Genomic DNA, 17,696 nt, shown 5'->3' on the forward strand with positions numbered 1-17,696 from the left:
TAAGCCTTGATCTGCTTTTTTTATATGTTAAGTTAGTGCATCATGTCGCCCATTCCACCCATGCTGCCCACAATTTCCGGATTGATCATCCCGAATATCATCGCGATATGTGCTACAACCAAGAATCCACTGATGAGTATAAAATGGAGCTTCATTTTCTGTTCATCTGTTCGTTTACGAGCGATCAGACCAAGATCTAACAAAGCTAGCGGTAATAAGAAAAGCACTCCGCTCAAATAGAAGCCTACGGCTACCACGTCAACCCATGTGTGCCACTCACCATTCACTGACAAAGGGATGAATGCGGTAGGAAACAAGTAGAGGAATACCCCTGTGAAGTACAACCCGGCCAGAATGCTACAGATTTTGTTAAAGGTCCGTAAAGAGCCTTTTAGATTTTTGGTGAACAAAATAATAAACTCTGTAACGGTGATCGTCTCAGCAAAAATCACAGGGATCGCCATAAATAAAATCAAGTTCCAAGGCTGATTATCCGCTAGCAAAGACATATAATGGGTCATGTTCATAAAATACTCCTCCGATATATAAAAATAACTTTCGTACTGATCGTATTCGAGAAGTATGTGGAAAGTATGTAGAAACGAAGGTATTATAAATACATCCATTAATATCAATTGAGGGGAGCAAGACAGCAGTGGGAAGAGGACTACAAAGTATTTTATTTGATTTGGATGGTACATTAACGGACCCTAAAGAAGGCATAACAAAAAGCGTAGAATACGCATTGAACAAATTTGATATTCAGATCGAGAATTTGGATAAACTTCTTCCTTACATAGGCCCACCTCTTTATGATTCATTTATCGAGCTGCATCAGTTCTCAGAGGAACAAGCGCAACAAGCAGTTGTATTCTACCGTGAGCGTTACAGCACCGTTGGAATGCTTGAGAATATGGTGATTGATGGTATACCGCAATTGCTGGAAGACCTCAAGAATAAAGGATTTTCATTGTATGTAGCTACCTCCAAGCCTACTGTTTTTGCAGAACAAATTCTTGAGCATTATAAACTAGATCATTATTTTGAGCATATCGGTGGTAGTAATCTGGATGGCACTCGTTCTAAAAAGAAAGATGTGATACAGTACGTACTCGATCAGAATGCTATTCTTCCGGAGGAAGCTGTGATGATTGGGGACCGAGAGCATGATATTATCGGTGCTATAGGTTGTGGAGTAGAATCTATTGGTGTGACGTTTGGTTACGGACCTAAAGAAGAACTGGAGAATGCTGGGGCAGATCATATCGCTTATCGAGTAGAAGAAGTTGCGGATATCATCCAACATATATCATTAAGAGAGCGGTGTGCGAAATGATCCAACCTCGTAATTCAATCCTGGAGGGCAATACAGTCAAGCTGGTTCCAATGGATGAAAGCCATGTAGAAGGGCTAGCGAGCGTATTAAGAAATCCAAACATCTGGGAATTTACTTGGCGAAAAATAACGTCGGACGAGCAGGTACAGGATTTAATCACAAACGCATTCGCAAATCAAAACAATGAATCGCAAATTCCCTTCGTCATCCTTGAAAAAGCTACTGGACAAATCGTCGGTACCACTCGAATCATGCATCCAGATTTGGTTCATCGCAATGCTGAAATCGGATGTACGTGGATCTCACCTGAATACTGGAGAACGAGTGTGAACACCGAGGCTAAGTCATTACTGCTTCATTATTGTTTTGAAGAGCTAAAGCTGATTCGTGTAGAATTTACGGTGGTGAAGACTAACTTGAGGTCACAAAGAGCGGTAGAACGTTTAGGGGCTGTAAAGGAAGGGGTTCTACGCCAGCATAGAATCAGATCTGACGGTTCGATTCATGATAATGTTGTCTTTAGTATTTTGGATAAAGAATGGCCATCGGTAAAAGAAAATCTGCACTATTTATTAAATGAGAAGTACTCATAAATGTATAAAAGAAGCCAAGAGTCCCTCTCTTATGGAGAAGGACTCTTGCTCTATAGATCAGCCACTTGGCTGCTTATGGTTATTGTTTAGGACTTACAAGAATTTTCACTTGATTTTTTTCCTTCAAAAGCGCCTCGAACCCATGTTCAATCACTTCGTTTAATTTGATTTTTTTAGTCACCAGTTTGTCCGCAGGAAAGTAACCTTGTTCCATGAGACTAATTACTGCTGGGAATACATCACGATATCCGATGATACCAGTTAAATTACGTTCTTTAAGTACGATGTTGTTTGGAGTAATCGTAGCATCTTTTTCAAAAATACTAACGATCATGATTTGACCACTTAATTTAGTGGAATTAATTGCTTGTGTTAGAACGGGAGGGACACCTGTGACTTCAAAAGCGACATCCACGCCGCCGTCGGTGCGTTTTTGAATTTCTTCGACCACATCATATTGCTTAGGATCGATTACAATACCACCTAGTTCCTCAGCTTTGCTCTTACGTTCTTCTGAGAGTTCAACAACATAAATTTCAGCTGCGCCGGAAGCTTTCAAAGCTTCAATTACAAGCAAACCGATTGGGCCAGCGCCAAATACTACAGCTTTATCTCCGACCTTCAATTGACTGGAACGAACAGCATGCAGAGCAACTGCAGAAGGTTCTACTAGAGCACCTTGCTCATAGGACAAGCTGTCAGGAATTTTGTGGACCATATGTTGGTCTGCTGCAACGTATTCTGAGAATCCACCGCCGCCTCCAGCCAAACCTAAGAAGCCCATTTTTTCACAAAGATTGTATTTGCCTTGTCGACAAGCTACACATTCACCACATGCAAAAACTGGTTCAACGACAACACGATCACCAACATTAAACTTACTAACGCCTTGACCTACTTCAACGATTTGTCCAGAGAATTCATGTCCCATTACGACCGGCGCTTTTTCACCAGTAAGGGGATGATCTGTACCTTGGGGAATGAAAATAGGACCGGCTACATATTCGTGAAGATCGCTGCCACAAATCCCGCACCATTCTATTTTGATTTTCACTTTTCCTTCAAGTGCTGTTGGTTCTACAATCGTTTCTAACCGTAGATCTTTGACGTTATGCCATCTTAATGCTTGCATATCATTCATCTCCTAGATTAATTAATTGATAATAAATAGTGTTTTTCTCCTGTATAAGAGGAAACGTTTCCGAGAACAAATATGTCACATAATTTTCATATTGTCAAATTTAAATACTAAAATATTAATATCGAAAATTAGTGAAAAATTTCACCTAAATGCTGTGTTATCAAGCTTATATGGATTAAATGTGTTTGCTGTAAGTGCTTTTATAAGCACATCTATGTTATAATAGATACATTGGAAAAGCGGCATGAATGAGACGGATAGATTTAATAATAGCTATGATTACGGAAACGATTCCGAAAATGAGGGGACTATCAACTTGGCTAATAAAAACAAAGTAACCATAGAGGATGTAGCGAAACGAGCGGGAGTAGGGATTGCTACTGTTTCAAGAGCGATTAATAATTCGGAGGGAATTAGTTCCAAGACTAAGGCATTGGTGCTGCAAGTGATTGAGGAGATGGGTTTTACACCCAATACCTCTGCACAAAGTCTGAAGATTCGCCAAACGAAGCAAATTGCTCTGGCCGTTCCAGACATTCGAAATGCCATTATTCCAGATATCGCCTGGTCCGTAGAGCAAGCCGCTAAACAGGACGGTTATCGAGTCATTCAGATAAATACTTCCGGAAATCCGCGGACAGAGCTCGAAACGATTCGTGAGATCAAGAAACTACATGTAGATGGACTCATTATCATGCCTCTTGCTTATCCAAAGACTATGGTAGAGCTAATTAATAAATCGAGTGTCCCTGTCTCCATCATTAACTACGGGAAGCGCATCACAGAGAACGTAAAAGCCGATATCGTTAGTCTGTCACGTTTAGAAGGTCAGCTTATAATGGAGCACCTCATGAGTATTGGTCGAACTCGAATTGCTTATGCAGGTGCTCAAAAAGATCTCATTGAGGATCGTTATCTTGCCTATCAGCAGGCGTTAAATCAAGTGGATATTTCTTTGGTTTATTTTGGAGAGGATTTCTCCCTTCAAACGGGGGTACAAGCCGCGGATTATTTCTATAGCCTGACCAATATGCCAGATGCAATATATGCTGTAAATGACATGGTCGCTATAGGGATCGTAAACCGATTTAAAGAGTTAGGCGTTCGTGTTCCTGAGGATGTGGCAGTGGTAGGGGTGGATAATAACGCATGGACAACCATTACAAGTCCGCAGATTAGTTCGGTCTCGATCATGGGAAATGAAGTCGCCCGTTTGGCTACTCAGCTTCTGTTGCAACGCATTCAGGATAATATTACGGGCGACTACCAAAGAGTACAGCTTGATCCGCGTTTAATTGTGCGAGAGTCTAGTGTTTCGGTTAAGCGTAGTACGACAGGTTGAAAATCCTCTAAATCCTGTTAGACTTAATACTAAGTAAGTTGATGGGGGAATATGAAATGAGGAGATTATTATGGCTAATATATATAAAAGCGTAACAGATTTGATTGGTAATACACCGTTATTGGAAATTTCGAAATATAGTAAATCTCAGAACGTTGAAGCAAAAATCCTTGCCAAGTTAGAGTCTTTTAATCCTGGAGGTAGCGTCAAGGATCGTATAGGTTATGCGATGATCAAAGATGCTGAGGATAAAGGCTTAATTCACAAAGATTCTGTAATTATTGAGCCAACAAGTGGCAATACCGGCATTGGCCTTGCAATGGCTGCGACCAGCCTTGGGTACCCGTTGATTATCGTTCTTCCGGATACATTCAGTATTGAACGCCGTAAGGTGATGGCTGCGCTTGGTGCTAAGCTTGTATTAACACCTGGAGCTGAAGGGATGAGCGGTGCTTTGAGAAAGGCGGAGGAATTGGCAGCGGAAATTCCACATGCATTCATTCCACAACAATTCAGCAACCCAGCTAACCCGGAAATTCACAGAACGATTACAGCGGAAGAAATTTGGCGAGATACTGATGGAAATGTAGATATTTTTATCGCAGGTGTTGGTTCTGGAGGCACCATATCAGGGGTTGGGGAAGCTTTGAAGGCTAAGAACCCTTTGGTACAAATCGTTGCTATTGAACCGTTTGATTCACCAGTATTATCTGGTGGCCGGCCTAGTGCGCATGGAATTCAAGGAATTGGGGCTAACTTCATTCCGGATATTTACAATAAAGAGGTTGTTGATGAGATTTTTCAGGTGAAGAATAAAGACGCATTTAATGTAGCGCGTGAAATTGCCAAGACCGAGGGATTACTTGTAGGGATCTCGTCTGGCGCCGCGGTATATACAGCTACACAAATTGCTAAACGTCCAGAAAATAAAGGGAAGACGATTGTGGTGATTTTGCCGGATACTGGTGAACGTTATTTAACAACTACTCTGTTTGATTTTAACGAATAGATTGGTTTGACCTAAGATAATACAGAAGAAGTGGCTAGAATTAACGAATTGAATCAAACCCATCGGATGAGTGCAGATCCGGAGTATTTAAATTTCTAACACTGAGGTTAATACCAACAAGGAGGCTCAGCGGAATGCTGAGTCTTTTTGTGCATTTAGTAACTAAAGAGTGATCAACTCAGCCCCTTATTTTACCAACGGCTATGGTACAATATAGCATAAATCGTAGTAGTTCTAAAAAAGGAGTATGAAACGTGTGAATGTGTTTAAAAAAGTTAGAAATAATTATGTGATTTGGCATGCAAATCGTATTCAGTTACTGGATTTTCCTTCAAGTCCTGTCGTTAGAAAGAAAGTGATTTTCTCAGGTAGAGTTCAAAACGTAGGATTCCGCTTGGAAATATATACGATTGCTGAAAGAATGAGATTAACGGGTACGGTTAAAAATTTAAAAGACGGAAGTGTAGAGGTAGAAGTACAAGGAGAAGAGCAGCAAATCTCTTTTTTAGTTCATTGCATGCAATCATTGAAACGGGCATCTGTAAAGAAAGTAACTATGAATGATCTGCCTAATCATGAGAGTGAGAAAGATTTCACGATAGTAAAATAAGTACATATGGATTAGTAGAATTCTGAAGTAGATTATATTGCGCTAGATTAGGAAGATAGAGGAGAAAAACATGAATAGATTAATTGGGATTAAAGTTTCTCAGTTCATTCTTCTGATCATTTTAACAATCGCTTGCTTTACATATGGTATTGATATTATTGATCAATTCGATGGAAAGGTATTCAGCCACGCGGCTGTACCCTTTGGGTCCTCTTTGAGTTTTCTTTGTTTATTGATTAGTGTTGGAATAATGCTTGGATTTTTAATTGAAGGGACATCCGTGTTCAGTACAATCATTTTAATGTGGCCGTTGATACATATTGGTCTTGTAATTCTCTTATTTATTGTTGGGGCGCTGCTTTGGGAATTACTCTATGTAATAGCCCTTTATCCTTTAATATTATTGCCTATTAATTTAATTGGTGAGGGAATATCATTAGGGTTTCAGTTAAATCGATTAGTTTTTCGTAGAGATCAAAATAAATTATCAGAGTTTTTCATAAGCATATTGATTAACCTATTTATTATTATTTTCATTATTATAGCTATATCTAAACCTGAAAGTGCTAATTTCTTTATGTGAATTTGGCGGCCGGGGCTTTATGTAACATCTGGATGTGTGGTTTATTGAATAGAACAAAATGGAACTATTGTGTAAACTGAGCGTAACCGATAAATAAAAGAGATTATGATAGAGCAGGAGGTACATATGAACTACAGAATTTTTAGAAAAATGCTTCTTACCACACTTGCCACCCTGATGTTAAGTGTTTTGCTTCTTCCGGTTTTAACTTCAGCTAAGACAGCTGTACCTAAGCATACTGGGTCATTTTATGTGAATGATTTTGCGAATGTGATCGACGAGAAAGCTGAGAATTACATGGTGAACTATGGGATTCGATTACATCAGGATACGGGTGCTCAAGTCGTAGTGGTGACAGTCGATTCTACAAATGGAGTTTCGATGGAAGAGTATGCAACTTCGCTATTCAATAGCTGGGGCGTAGGCTCTGCGGATAAGAATAACGGGCTTTTGCTACTGCTTTCTATAAAAGATGATGACTACTGGGCGGTACAAGGTAAGGGTATTGAGGACACGTTGCCTAACAGTAAGATCAAAGATATTCTCTCTCAATATCTTGAGCCGGATTTTGCAGCTAAAACTTATAGTAACGGTGCACGTAAAACTTATGGCGCTTTTATTCAAGCCATGGGTGGGACCTGGGTGGAAAATGTCGGCACCAAAAACTATGTATCCGATAATGCCGGTGTACTCAAAAAAGTAACAAAGGATTATTTGAACGAATCTAGCAACAGATATAAAACTACAACTGGCAGCGGAATTTATGTGGTTACTGTAAAGAACGCAGGAGATAAAACACTTCAGGATTATACCTACATGAAGTTTGCCTCCGTTGCTGCTGGCCCTAAGGATGTTATGCTCGTGCTAGACATAGGTGGAGACAACTATCATGTTCTGCAAGGGAAGGACATCGACAAGGTTCTAACTAATGATGCAATCAGCAATATTTTGGATACTGTACTTGAGCCCCAATTTGTGAAAAAAGATTACGGAACGGGAGCTACGGCAACTTCTAATGCTTTGTACAGCTTCTTATTGGCTAGAGCGGATCAATCCGTTGGAGCGACGGGAAATAGTGGAGGCACTACAGCCGCCAATTCTTCCTCAACAACCACTTCAGCAAATGAGACTAGTGTTAGTGTAGGAAAAGGCCTTCTAATTTACTTGTTGATATTTGCTCCGCTCATACTGTTCGGATATGGTCTTTCACGACGCAATAAATATATTGAAATGTACGGTTTGCCATTTAATCCGTATAGCCCAAGAAATATTCGTCGGTATGGGAATTGGTACGGTCAAGCGGATTACGGTTATGGTAGACGTTGGCACAGACGTTATAATAATCACCATCATAATCACCACCATCATCATAGAAACACACCATCCAATAACTCACAGTCAAGCTTCTGGGGAAACAGTGGTGGAGGCGGATCTACTAGAGGTGGCGGAGCAGGACGATATTCCTCAAGCAACGAGAATCGTGGGGGCGGAGGCTCGAGTAGAGGCGGAGGTGCAGGTAGACATTCTTCCAGCTCCTCCAGCTCTTCCAGCAGCAGCTACTCTAACAATGATAGTGGCTCTTCCGGTGGAGGAGGTTATTCCGGCGGTGGTGGCTCATCAGGTGGTGGGGGTAGCGCCAGCAGTGGTGGTGGAGCGGGTAGACACTAAATAAATCATGCAGTTAATAAGAGGTACAAAGGAGCTGTCTCACAAGTAGAAATTCTACTACTGAGACAGCTATTTAAATGGAAAAAAGCTTATGTACCCCGCTCAGTTTCTAGTATAAAACCATCTGAATAATGAAGACACGACTAACAAGACCACAAGAACACTTGCCAATGTGAAAAAGATAACCTGGTTGAAGAAAGATGAGATAATACTTCCAAATGAAAGCAACCAAATCATTAAATTTATAGTGGAGTTGTAACCTTTTAATTTGATACTTTGATTTCTTTCATCTTCTTCATAGATCACCATTTCTTCAAGCGCATTCTCGTCTTTAAGCAGCTTTCTAAGCTGTATTATGTTCATTACACAGACGCCTTCAATACCAAAGAAAAATCCTGTGATATACGCATCAATAGAAGCAAAATCTGCCGTGGTATTGAGCAATTTAATGATATAGGTACCTATTACAGCAAGTCCACCAATAACAGCGATAACTATTTTGGCACGTAGGCGTTTTTGAATCCGCGCTTTATATTTTTGATTCATCATTTTCCTCCACCTCAGAGAAATCAAATACTTCCTCAATCATTAACCCAAAATACTTAGCTATTTTATAAGCAAGGATTAAAGAAGCTGTGTATTTTTCATTCTCAATTGAAATAATGGTTAAACGAGTGACACGAACCGCTTTTGCTAATTCCTCTTGAGATATTTTTTGCTCTTTTCGCAATTCTCTTATTCTTGTTTTCATGTCACGCTCCCGTGTAATAATTAATATCGAAGATTGCTTTCATGATGAAAACCAAAAATGACAACGTTGTACTTTCTTATTATATCAATAAAAAATTTTATCACAATCAAAAATAAGTATAGTTAACTATACAATTAATGTATAGTCTGCTATACTTATTTTGGGTTTCTTAAGGAGGATTGTGCGATGCGGAAAATTGAACTGAAAGATGTGAAAAAAACATTCGGGAGTGTAAATGCTATCAATGGATTGAGCCTTTCCATTCAGGCGGGAGAGGTTTACGCCTTATTGGGACATAATGGAGCTGGGAAAACAACTACTCTTCGTTTCTTATTAGGACTTTTAGAGCCTGATGAGGGAGAAGTAGCAGTATTTGGTTGTAATCCTAATCTAGAGGGTGACACTGTTCGTAAAATGTGTGGTGTTTTATCAGAAGACGTTGGGTTATATGAGCCTTTGAGTGTATATGATAACTTAAGTTATTTTGCTCAAATATATGGTATGAAACGTAGTGATTACGACAAACGAATAGACGAGCTATTGAGTGATTTTGAAATCCTAGATAAGAAGCATTTGCCTGTTAAGGGCTTTTCTACAGGGATGAAGAAGAAGGTTGCTTTAACTAGAGCCTTACTTCACAAACCCAAAATCCTTCTATTAGATGAGCCCACGAATGGACTAGATCCAGTAAGCATCGATCATTTAAGAGTAATGCTGCATGATTTAGCACAGAAGTACGGGACCACCATTATTTTGACCACACATAATTTAGAAGAAGTAAAAAAAATCTGTAATAAGATCACAATTATGCGACATGGGAAAAACGTATATACTAACACAATGGCAGCATTGAAAGAGCAAGCCAGTAGTAAAGTCCGTATTATCTGCAACCAAGATTTGTCCGCTGATTTGGAACGTCTTCATACGGCATTGTCTAGTCTTGAAATAAATATTGAATACAAGGTACAGCAAAACACGATTATCGTTGAACTAACAGAAAATATTGCGATTTCGAAGTTGATTAAAGTGTTAGCCACATTAGAGATAGATGTGAAGAATATTGAAACTCAGGAATTTGACCTCGAAGAGCTGTATATGCAGGTAGAAAATGGTGAGAAACCAAATGAATGAAATAGAAATCGTCTTTAGGATGCAGATAAAAGAGTATTTCAAGGATAAAGGCGCTCTGATCTTTCATTTATGTGCTGTAGTTCTCATAGGGATAGTTGCTCCTGTATTTCGAATGAACGATACTGTTTTGTTGAGTGGATCCATCTTATTTCCACTCATTCTGTTAAAGCAATGGACAGCCAACAGCTTTGCGGGTGAGAAAGAAATGAAAACGATAGAAACATTATTATCCTCACCAATTAAGTGCAAAAGCCTATTCTATGGAAAATGTATGTATTGCTTCGTTAACAGTGGAGTTTATTATTTATCCATATTTATTCTAATGCTATTAGTGAAGAGTTTCACAAAAGAACATTTTCAAATCAATTTTTGGGAATGGGTAGGTATGTTGATTCTATTTATTCAAATTTTATTAACCGTCACTTTAATAGGAGTAGATAGATCCACTACTTCTGTTGATATCCAGATGGCGAATAGTAAGCTAACCGTAGTTTTTTATCCGATCTACATTTATATTGTTATTCTTATTAATTTATTTACTCAGCATTTGATGGTGGCTACTTATTTACTATCAGCAGTATTTTTAGTCGTTTTGATGGGGGTTAACTCTTATTTTATCTTTATAAAAGTTAAGAAAATGGATCGTTCGTATTTTTTGCGGAGTCATATAAAAAGGTAGGTGTTTCTGATGAAATCACAAATATCTAGTGTACTTCATCATGAATGGAAATATTTCGTAGCTTTAAAGCGATTTCGGTTTAGCATGCTTTTCTTAATCGTTGCACCAGCCATCTTTACGATGCTAGCCTATATTTATTTTGGCAAATTGAACTTTTATTATCCAATCATCATTATGGCTCTAGGTGTGCCTCGAATAACAGTAAATATGATCTCATATTCGATTGGAGGAGAAAAAGTATATAAGACCTTTGAATCTTTATTGTCAACGCCAATACGAACAGAGTCAATGTTCATTGGGAAGAGTATGATTGCAATCCTGATTTCACTAGTAATGCTAGTAGTATCGTCATTGTTTACTTGGCTGAGCGCAAACTTCATCCAATATGTTTTCATGCATGAAACCAGCCTCATTTGGTTCTCAACAGCACAAAGTATATTAATCTTTGATAATCTTCTGATTTGCATATTCATGATCTTTATAACTGGAATATTATCCATGGTAATGCAAAAGCCGCGACAAGGATTACATATTGCTTCAGCACTAAGCTTCTTGACGATGGTACCTTCTTTACTGGTTACATTTGGTGTAAAGCATCCATTAGAATGGTCAGCAGGGATTATGATTATTTTGCTAGGAATAAATCTATTCTTGATTTATTATGTGTTGAAGCGAATAAAGAGACCGCAAATAATGGCGAAATTATAAAGGAAAACTAACAAACAATCGCCGTATGATGAGAATCGTACGGCGATATTTTTGTGTATGCTTAGAAACTACTTATAACTAGTAATTTCCTTAACAGAAACTTTTTATGGAATTTATCGTCTATGATAAAGTTAGACATTTATTTTCAAATTCCGAAATAGTCAGGGAGGAAAAAGAAGTGAGCACTTCATCATTACCTCAACGTTCCACCGTACGCAAAAAGAAGCCAACAAAAAAACGTAAGAAACGGAGCTTTTTCCGAACACTATCCAAAGTGTTTTTATTCTGTTTAATTTTGTTGATTGCTGGGGGCGGTTGGTTTTACTTTGCACCTTCGGCTAAAAATCTCCGCTATTCAATCGCTGATACACTGATTACAACACAGCACCGCTACATGGCTAAATATATTATTGGTGAGGACGGATTAAAGAACAGAGTGACTGAATATAGCGCCCAATTTGAAGAGATGGGGGTCGAAAAGGATACACATACCATCACTCCTGAACCTGAAGTAAAAGAGAAACCACTGGTCGAGATAGAAAATGTCTCAGGTACTGGATATTCAGGATATGTCATGATCGTTAATGATCCTACTAAAGTCCGTTTGGGAATTCCGGATAAAATAGGGTCAGGTGAGAAAGTAACTAGTATGGTGAAGCGCACAGGTGCTATCGCTGGAGTTAACGGTGGTGGATTCGCTGACCCCAACTGGAAAGGTAACGGATTTAAACCTATCGGTATTGTGATCTCACAAGGTAAGTTATATTACAACGGTCTCGGTGGCAAGAAATCCACGCAAATCGTAGGTCTTGATAAACAAGGGAAGATGGTTGCTGGAAATTATACTTTAGACGAGATTAGTAAAATGGGTGTTCAGGAGGCAGTAACTTTTAGCCCTCGTTTAATCGTCAATGGAAAAGGATTGATTAAGAACGCGGCTGAAGGTTGGGGAATTGCACCAAGAACAGCGATGGGCCAGCGAGCTGACGGAGCGATTATATTTGTTATTATTGATGGAAGACAACCTACTTATAGTATTGGGGCAAATCTATACGATGTGCAGCAAATCCTTCTTAAGCATGGAGCAGTGATTGCTGCCAATTTGGATGGGGGTTCTTCTACCGTACTGGTAAAAGACAACGAGATTATGAACAAGCCATCTTCTCAATATGGGGAACGATATTTACCTACGGCTTTTCTTGTATTTGAGCACCCTGAGCAAGTCGATATGCCGAATATTTGGAAGGGACTTGACCCCTCCAAAATTGATGCTGCTAAGAAGCGTACACGCTAAAGCACTCTTAATACGTAAATAAGATAAGGATTATCTTGGATTGCCATGTGAAAATATGCTACGATATCACCTAGCATGAAACAGAATACAGAACTAACAGGTCTGGAACAGGGGGAATAGGAGTGACGTTGCAACAACTCCGCTACGCTATCGAAATTGCAAATAGTGGCTCCATGAATGAGGCGGCAAAGAAGCTCTTTGTTTCTCAACCGAGCCTGTCCAATGCCATTAAAGAGTTAGAAAGTGAGCTGGGGATTACGATTTTTGAGCGAACCAACCGTGGAATCAGTATTTCCGTTGAGGGAATGGAATTCTTGGGTTATGCCCGCCAAATTATTGAACAGACGGAGCTTATGGAGAATCGTTATACGGGGAAAAAGCGTAGTCCGATCTATTTTTCCATCTCTACGCAGCACTACGCCTTTGTGGTTGACGCCTTTGTAAATCTCATGAAGCACAATGATGTCTCAGAATACAACTTTAGCTTGAGAGAGACGCAAACCTACGAGATTATCGAAGATGTACGTACCTTGCGCAGTGATTTAGGAATTCTTTATATTAACGAGAGTAACTATAAGCATATGAATAAACTGTTTAGTGATGGCAATCTGAAATTCACACCACTTTTTAATACCGATCCGCATCTTTATGTTCGAACCGGACACCCGCTGGCTCATAAGGACGTCATTACACAGGATGATATTGTGCCGTTCCCTTATATCACTTTTGAACAGGGGGAGAACAATTCACTGCACTTCTCAGAGGAAATGTTAAGCTTTTCACAAATTGAGAAGAATATTAAGGTGAATGACCGAGCGACACTGACCAATTTATTAATGGGCACGGATTGCTATACGGTAGGCACAGGAATTCTGGCGTCTGATCTAAATGGTGATGGACTGAAGACGATTCCTTTTGAGAGCAATGAAGTATTTACGGTTGGCTGGATAGCGCATAAAGATCGCAGACCGAGTGTAATGGCATCTAAGTATATCGAGATTTTGAATGACCTGGTTTCAGGAAGTTATTTTGATCTAAATCATTTTTTACTATAGCAGTAGGAGGATCGGTATGATTAGACCCGTAATTGGCACCCAGAGAAATGCTCCACCCTTTCGCTACGATATCGTTGGCAGCTTCTTACGAACGGATGAGATAAAAGCAGCCCGCCTCCAATTTGATAATGGTGAAATCACGGGCAGTCTGCTTCATGAAATAGAGAATATTGAAATCGCCAAACTACTGGAACTGCAAAAAGAATTGGGTTTATTGGCGGTCACAGACGGGGAATTTCGCCGTTCCTGGTGGCATCTCGATTTCTTTGTAGGGATTAAAGGAACTGAGAAGATTAACTTAAATCAAGGAAGAGCGGAAGCGGCTCAGCGCGCGGAATCTTTTCGAATCGTGGACCGGATTGCCTTTGAAGATCATCCAATGATCGACCAATTTATCGCTTTGAAACAAATGGCCGGAGACCGAATTCCGAAAATGACGATCCCTTCACCCGCTTTATTTCACTTTGTGGAGGATTTTAACGGGAATGAAGTTTACCCGGATCAAGAAACCCTATTCCAAGATATTATTGCTGTTTACCGAACTGCAATCCAAGCGTTCTATGATGCAGGCTGCCGTTACCTCCAGTTAGACGATACAACTTGGGGGACGCTGTGTAGTGGTAGACATCGGGCGCATTTACGAAGCAGAGGTACAGACCCAGATCAGTTGGCTAAGGATTACGTTAGGCTGATTAACGAGAGCATTGCCAATCGTCCAGATGATATGACGATCGCGCTTCACGTATGCCGAGGTAATTTCCGCTCCACATGGTTCGCAGCTGGTGGTTATGAGCCTGTGGCCGAAGAGCTTTTTTCGAATAGTAAAGTGGATGCTTTTTTCTTGGAGTATGATAATGAGCGGGCGGGCGATTTTGAGCCCTTACGTTTTATTAAAGATCAATTTGTGGTATTGGGATTAGTAACTACGAAACATGGTGGTCTTGAGAGCAAAGAGCAGCTCAAAGCGCGTATTGAAGAAGCGGCGCAATATGTAGATATTGAGAAGCTTTGCTTAAGTACTCAATGTGGATTTGCTTCCACCGAGGAAGGAAATATCCTAACCGAAGAAGAGCAGTGGGATAAAATACGTCTCGTAATTGAAACAGCCCAAGAGGTTTGGGTATAAATAAAATAAGTTTTTAGAAGGCTCCTGTTTGATTCAGGGGCCTTTTTTATGCGTGTATTGTGACAGCTTAGAGGATTAACCTACCAGCGCACTTTACTAGAGCTATTAATCAAGGGTATAATAAGTAACAATTGTTTTTAATTCATGTTGAAAGAGAGCGGGAACAATATGGGTCGTAAGTGGAATAATATTAAGGAAAAGAAAGCCTCCAAAGACGCCAACACAAGTCGCGTCTATGCAAAGTTTGGTGTTGAGATTTATGTAGCAGCCAAGAAAGGTGAACCCGATCCAGAAGCAAACCGGGCCTTGAAGGTTGTATTAGAACGTGCAAAAACTTACAATGTACCAAAAGCCATTATTGACCGCGCAATGGATAAAGCCAAAGGCAGCGGTGATGAGAATTATGAAGAGCTTCGTTACGAAGGATTTGGACCTAACGGTTCGATGATCATCGTCGATGCACTTACGAATAACGTTAACCGTACAGCGCCTTTGATCCGTTCTACATTCAGTAAGAATGGCGGGAATATGGGTGTCAGCGGATCTGTAGCCTACATGTTTGACTCAACGGCTGTTATCGGTGTAGAAGGTAAAACTGCCGATGAAGTGATTGAGATGATGTTCGATGCAGAACTAGATGTACGTGATGTACTGGAAGAGGATGAAGCGGTTATCGTGTATGCTGAACCTGATCAGTTCCATGCCGTACAAGAAGTGTTCAGGAATGCAGGAATCAATGAATTTACGGTTGCTGAGCTGAACATGCTTCCACAGAACTATGTAACACTTCCTGAAGATGCACAAGCTCAATTCGAAAAATTGATTGATGCCTTAGAAGATTTAGAAGATGTTCAACAAGTGTATCATAACGTAGATTCTGAGGACTAAGAATAACATATAACAAGGCGATGGAGTTCGCCACAACCGTCTCTTCAGACTAATGACTCCTACCAGAGTAAGCTTCACTGGTAGGAGTCTGTTTTGTTGCCAGAGACTAATTTATACTGACTTTGGGAGTTGCTGTTATGAATCAATGGTCTGCACGATGGTATGAATTCGCTAAGAAAAGAAGTCATTTTGCACTATGGAGTACATTTATCAAATGGATTGTACTCGGAAGTGTGGTTGGACTCTTATCGGGAACTGCCTCGGCTTTCTTTCTGAAAAGCTTGGACTATGTAACAGATGTACGTTTAGAGCATCCATGGCTACTATATTTGCTACCTCTTGGGGGAGTACTTGTTAGTTTCTTATATATGCATTACGGAAAAAATAGCGCTAAAGGAAATAACCTTATTATAGAACAAATTCAGGATGGTACAGAGACCATTCCATTACGCATGGCACCCTTAGTATTGTTAGGAACACTGGTCACTCACTTGTTTGGTGGATCTGCCGGACGGGAGGGAACAGCTGTACAAATGGGAGGAAGCCTCGCGGAGTGGTTTGGGAAATTAATCAAAATCAGCCCGTTAGATCGCAAAATACTGTTAATGTGCGGGATTAGCGGAGGCTTTGGTTCTATTTTCGGAACACCGCTGGCTGGAACCTTATTTGGTTTAGAGGTAGTAACCATTGGACTTATTAGCCAACAGGCATTACTTCCATGTTTTGTGGCTAGCTTTGTTGGTGATCTGGTCACCACTCGATTGTGGGGCGTTCATCATACTCACTATGTCGTGAATGAATTTCCAGCCTTAAGTTTAATGATTATTCTAAAAGTGGTATTGGCCTCTGTAATTTTTGGTCTCGTGAGTATGCTTTTCAGTGAACTGACTCATTTTCTGAAAAAAACCTTCACCGCCATGATAAGCAATCCTATGATAAAAGGTGCAGTGGGTGGTTTGATTATCATAGCGTTAGTATTCCTTGTAGGGTCCCGTGATTACTTAGGCCTCGGAATTCCATTAATCAAGGATTCTTTTGAGGGAGATGTCTCTCCTTTCGCTTTTTTATGGAAGCTGATCTTTACCGCCTTTACCTTAGGTACAGGATTTCAGGGTGGTGAGGTTACTCCGCTATTTGCGATTGGAGCCACATTAGGCAATGCTTTGGCTGGAATTTTACATGTATATGGACCGTTTCTGGCTGCTCTCGGATTCATTGCTGTCTTCTGTGGAGCTACCAGTACGCCTATCGCTTGCTTTTTAATGGGGATTGAGCTATTTGGTTCAGAGGGTGCTGTATACATGTTCATCGCTTGTGTGGTGAGTTATTTATTCTCCGGACATAGTAGTATTTATACTTCACAGCTTATTGGTGTATCGAAGAGCCAGTTCATTTCAATTCCTCAAGGGACTAGGATCGGTACGGTCAAACGCACCAACAAAAAATAACAGCACCTCACGGATAGCTGGTTGACAAGTGCGGGTACACGATTTAAAATGTAGCCAAACGAAGGGATGGTTTAACATGATTCATGTAGAAACTGTAAAGTTATATACCAGAGGCTGCTCCGAACAATCGGATACAAACGATGAAACGTTGTCCGGAGCTTAATCGAAAAGCGAATCGCTTTTTATATCATCGAAAGATAGCTAGCTCATTTTAGTGTGATTATTCATGCTTATTTGATTGCGCCATCTTCCGATGCTAATGATTAAGAGGCTGTAGACAATTTTCGTCTACAGCCTTTTGTGTTATATTGCTCAGTTTCTACACTGACATTTA

19 protein-coding genes and 1 riboswitch are annotated in these 17,696 nt (G+C 40.0%); of the genes, 15 read left to right on the forward strand and 4 right to left on the reverse strand.

The features are described 5' to 3' along the window. Window positions 1-32: 32 nt before the first annotated feature. A complete protein-coding gene (locus NYE25_RS04115; RefSeq protein ID WP_341145173.1) occupies window positions 33-527 on the reverse strand; it encodes a DUF6803 family protein in 495 nt (164 codons plus the stop codon). Between the two features lie 128 nt (window positions 528-655). On the opposite strand from NYE25_RS04115, the gene NYE25_RS04120 reads away from it, so the two are divergent. Both NYE25_RS04120 and NYE25_RS04125 read left to right on the forward strand, forming a co-directional pair. Continuing rightward, window positions 656-1,336: an HAD family hydrolase gene (locus NYE25_RS04120; protein ID WP_341145174.1), complete on the forward strand. Its 681-nt coding sequence runs from the start codon at window positions 656-658 to the stop codon at window positions 1,334-1,336. Beyond that, window positions 1,333-1,929 carry a GNAT family N-acetyltransferase gene (locus NYE25_RS04125; RefSeq protein WP_341145175.1) on the forward strand — a complete coding sequence of 199 codons (597 nt, stop codon included), beginning with the start codon at window positions 1,333-1,335 and terminating at the stop codon, window positions 1,927-1,929. Before NYE25_RS04120 ends, NYE25_RS04125 begins: the two co-directional genes overlap by 4 nt. Window positions 1,930-2,008: 79 nt before the next feature. Here NYE25_RS04125 and NYE25_RS04130 read toward each other — a convergent pair whose 3' ends face one another. Then, window positions 2,009-3,061: a 2,3-butanediol dehydrogenase gene (locus NYE25_RS04130; protein ID WP_341145176.1), complete on the reverse strand. Its 1,053-nt coding sequence runs from the start codon at window positions 3,059-3,061 to the stop codon at window positions 2,009-2,011. A gap of 325 nt (window positions 3,062-3,386) precedes the next feature. Here NYE25_RS04130 and NYE25_RS04135 point away from each other — a divergent pair, with 325 nt between their 5' ends. From NYE25_RS04135 to NYE25_RS04155, 5 genes are all read left to right on the forward strand, one after another. Then, the gene (locus tag NYE25_RS04135) at window positions 3,387-4,412 is read left to right on the forward strand and encodes a LacI family DNA-binding transcriptional regulator (protein ID WP_341145177.1); all 1,026 of its coding nucleotides are present in this window, start codon (window positions 3,387-3,389) and stop codon (window positions 4,410-4,412) included. A gap of 70 nt (window positions 4,413-4,482) precedes the next feature. Continuing rightward, window positions 4,483-5,421: a cysteine synthase A gene (gene cysK, locus NYE25_RS04140; RefSeq protein ID WP_341145178.1), complete on the forward strand. Its 939-nt coding sequence runs from the start codon at window positions 4,483-4,485 to the stop codon at window positions 5,419-5,421. Between the two features lie 247 nt (window positions 5,422-5,668). Further along, window positions 5,669-6,031 (forward strand): acylphosphatase, encoded by a 363-nt coding sequence (locus NYE25_RS04145; RefSeq protein WP_341145179.1) that lies wholly within the window; start codon window positions 5,669-5,671, stop codon window positions 6,029-6,031. Window positions 6,032-6,101: 70 nt separating this feature from the next. After that, entirely contained in the window at window positions 6,102-6,614 is a 513-nt protein-coding gene (locus tag NYE25_RS04150; protein WP_341145180.1) for a hypothetical protein, read from the forward strand. A gap of 126 nt (window positions 6,615-6,740) precedes the next feature. Continuing rightward, window positions 6,741-8,282, forward strand: coding sequence for a TPM domain-containing protein (locus tag NYE25_RS04155; RefSeq protein ID WP_341145181.1), 1,542 nt, complete (start codon window positions 6,741-6,743; stop codon window positions 8,280-8,282). 102 nt (window positions 8,283-8,384) lie between these two features. Here the strand turns inward: NYE25_RS04155 and NYE25_RS04160 are convergent, their stop codons facing one another. Further along, entirely contained in the window at window positions 8,385-8,831 is a 447-nt protein-coding gene (locus tag NYE25_RS04160) for a hypothetical protein (protein ID WP_341145182.1), read from the reverse strand. Beyond that, entirely contained in the window at window positions 8,812-9,033 is a 222-nt protein-coding gene (locus NYE25_RS04165; RefSeq protein WP_341145183.1) for a helix-turn-helix transcriptional regulator, read from the reverse strand. Before NYE25_RS04165 ends, NYE25_RS04160 begins: the two co-directional genes overlap by 20 nt. A gap of 186 nt (window positions 9,034-9,219) precedes the next feature. On the opposite strand from NYE25_RS04165, the gene NYE25_RS04170 reads away from it, so the two are divergent. The 8 genes from NYE25_RS04170 to NYE25_RS04205 all read left to right on the forward strand — a co-directional run bounded on the left by NYE25_RS04170 (window position 9,220) and on the right by NYE25_RS04205 (window position 17,362). Continuing rightward, on the forward strand, window positions 9,220-10,164 hold the full coding sequence (locus NYE25_RS04170; protein WP_341145184.1) for an ABC transporter ATP-binding protein: 945 nt from the start codon (window positions 9,220-9,222) through the stop codon (window positions 10,162-10,164). Continuing rightward, a complete protein-coding gene (locus tag NYE25_RS04175) occupies window positions 10,157-10,843 on the forward strand; it encodes a hypothetical protein (RefSeq protein ID WP_341145185.1) in 687 nt (228 codons plus the stop codon). The genes NYE25_RS04170 and NYE25_RS04175 overlap by 8 nt, the downstream gene beginning before the upstream one ends. Window positions 10,844-10,852: 9 nt before the next feature. Beyond that, a complete protein-coding gene (locus tag NYE25_RS04180) occupies window positions 10,853-11,551 on the forward strand; it encodes a hypothetical protein (RefSeq protein ID WP_341054641.1) in 699 nt (232 codons plus the stop codon). A 178-nt stretch (window positions 11,552-11,729) separates the two neighbouring features. Further along, a complete protein-coding gene (locus NYE25_RS04185) occupies window positions 11,730-12,845 on the forward strand; it encodes a phosphodiester glycosidase family protein (protein ID WP_341145186.1) in 1,116 nt (371 codons plus the stop codon). Window positions 12,846-12,967: 122 nt separating this feature from the next. Beyond that, window positions 12,968-13,900 carry a LysR family transcriptional regulator gene (locus NYE25_RS04190; RefSeq protein ID WP_042187960.1) on the forward strand — a complete coding sequence of 311 codons (933 nt, stop codon included), beginning with the start codon at window positions 12,968-12,970 and terminating at the stop codon, window positions 13,898-13,900. A 16-nt stretch (window positions 13,901-13,916) separates the two neighbouring features. After that, on the forward strand, window positions 13,917-15,026 hold the full coding sequence (locus NYE25_RS04195; RefSeq protein WP_341145187.1) for a 5-methyltetrahydropteroyltriglutamate--homocysteine S-methyltransferase: 1,110 nt from the start codon (window positions 13,917-13,919) through the stop codon (window positions 15,024-15,026). A gap of 168 nt (window positions 15,027-15,194) precedes the next feature. Further along, window positions 15,195-15,914: a YebC/PmpR family DNA-binding transcriptional regulator gene (locus NYE25_RS04200; protein WP_341145188.1), complete on the forward strand. Its 720-nt coding sequence runs from the start codon at window positions 15,195-15,197 to the stop codon at window positions 15,912-15,914. A gap of 7 nt (window positions 15,915-15,921) precedes the next feature. After that, window positions 15,922-15,983, forward strand: a riboswitch (Fluoride riboswitch). A gap of 68 nt (window positions 15,984-16,051) precedes the next feature. Then, on the forward strand, window positions 16,052-17,362 hold the full coding sequence (locus NYE25_RS04205; protein ID WP_341145189.1) for a voltage-gated chloride channel family protein: 1,311 nt from the start codon (window positions 16,052-16,054) through the stop codon (window positions 17,360-17,362). Window positions 17,363-17,696 lie beyond the last annotated feature (334 nt).

This window comes from Paenibacillus sp. FSL E2-8871, from assembly GCF_038000345.1.
In the GTDB taxonomy this organism is placed as follows: Bacteria; Bacillota; Bacilli; order Paenibacillales; family Paenibacillaceae; genus Paenibacillus_AQ.

What these genes read in the sequence shown, in the direction of transcription:
- NYE25_RS04115 (WP_341145173.1), bottom strand. Translation starts at nt 527, where the DNA reads ATGAACATGACCCATTATATGTCTTTGCTAGCGGATAATCAGCCTTGG.
- NYE25_RS04170 (WP_341145184.1), top strand. Translation starts at nt 9,220, where the DNA reads ATGCGGAAAATTGAACTGAAAGATGTGAAAAAAACATTCGGGAGTGTA.
- NYE25_RS04180 (WP_341054641.1), top strand. Translation starts at nt 10,853, where the DNA reads ATGAAATCACAAATATCTAGTGTACTTCATCATGAATGGAAATATTTC.
- NYE25_RS04130 (WP_341145176.1), bottom strand. Translation starts at nt 3,061, where the DNA reads ATGCAAGCATTAAGATGGCATAACGTCAAAGATCTACGGTTAGAAACG.
- NYE25_RS04205 (WP_341145189.1), top strand. Translation starts at nt 16,052, where the DNA reads ATGAATCAATGGTCTGCACGATGGTATGAATTCGCTAAGAAAAGAAGT.
- NYE25_RS04155 (WP_341145181.1), top strand. Translation starts at nt 6,741, where the DNA reads ATGAACTACAGAATTTTTAGAAAAATGCTTCTTACCACACTTGCCACC.
- NYE25_RS04200 (WP_341145188.1), top strand. Translation starts at nt 15,195, where the DNA reads ATGGGTCGTAAGTGGAATAATATTAAGGAAAAGAAAGCCTCCAAAGAC.
- NYE25_RS04125 (WP_341145175.1), top strand. Translation starts at nt 1,333, where the DNA reads ATGATCCAACCTCGTAATTCAATCCTGGAGGGCAATACAGTCAAGCTG.
- cysK (WP_341145178.1), top strand. Translation starts at nt 4,483, where the DNA reads ATGGCTAATATATATAAAAGCGTAACAGATTTGATTGGTAATACACCG.
- NYE25_RS04145 (WP_341145179.1), top strand. Translation starts at nt 5,669, where the DNA reads ATGAAACGTGTGAATGTGTTTAAAAAAGTTAGAAATAATTATGTGATT.
- NYE25_RS04165 (WP_341145183.1), bottom strand. Translation starts at nt 9,033, where the DNA reads ATGAAAACAAGAATAAGAGAATTGCGAAAAGAGCAAAAAATATCTCAA.
- NYE25_RS04160 (WP_341145182.1), bottom strand. Translation starts at nt 8,831, where the DNA reads ATGATGAATCAAAAATATAAAGCGCGGATTCAAAAACGCCTACGTGCC.
- NYE25_RS04150 (WP_341145180.1), top strand. Translation starts at nt 6,102, where the DNA reads ATGAATAGATTAATTGGGATTAAAGTTTCTCAGTTCATTCTTCTGATC.
- NYE25_RS04175 (WP_341145185.1), top strand. Translation starts at nt 10,157, where the DNA reads ATGAATGAAATAGAAATCGTCTTTAGGATGCAGATAAAAGAGTATTTC.
- NYE25_RS04195 (WP_341145187.1), top strand. Translation starts at nt 13,917, where the DNA reads ATGATTAGACCCGTAATTGGCACCCAGAGAAATGCTCCACCCTTTCGC.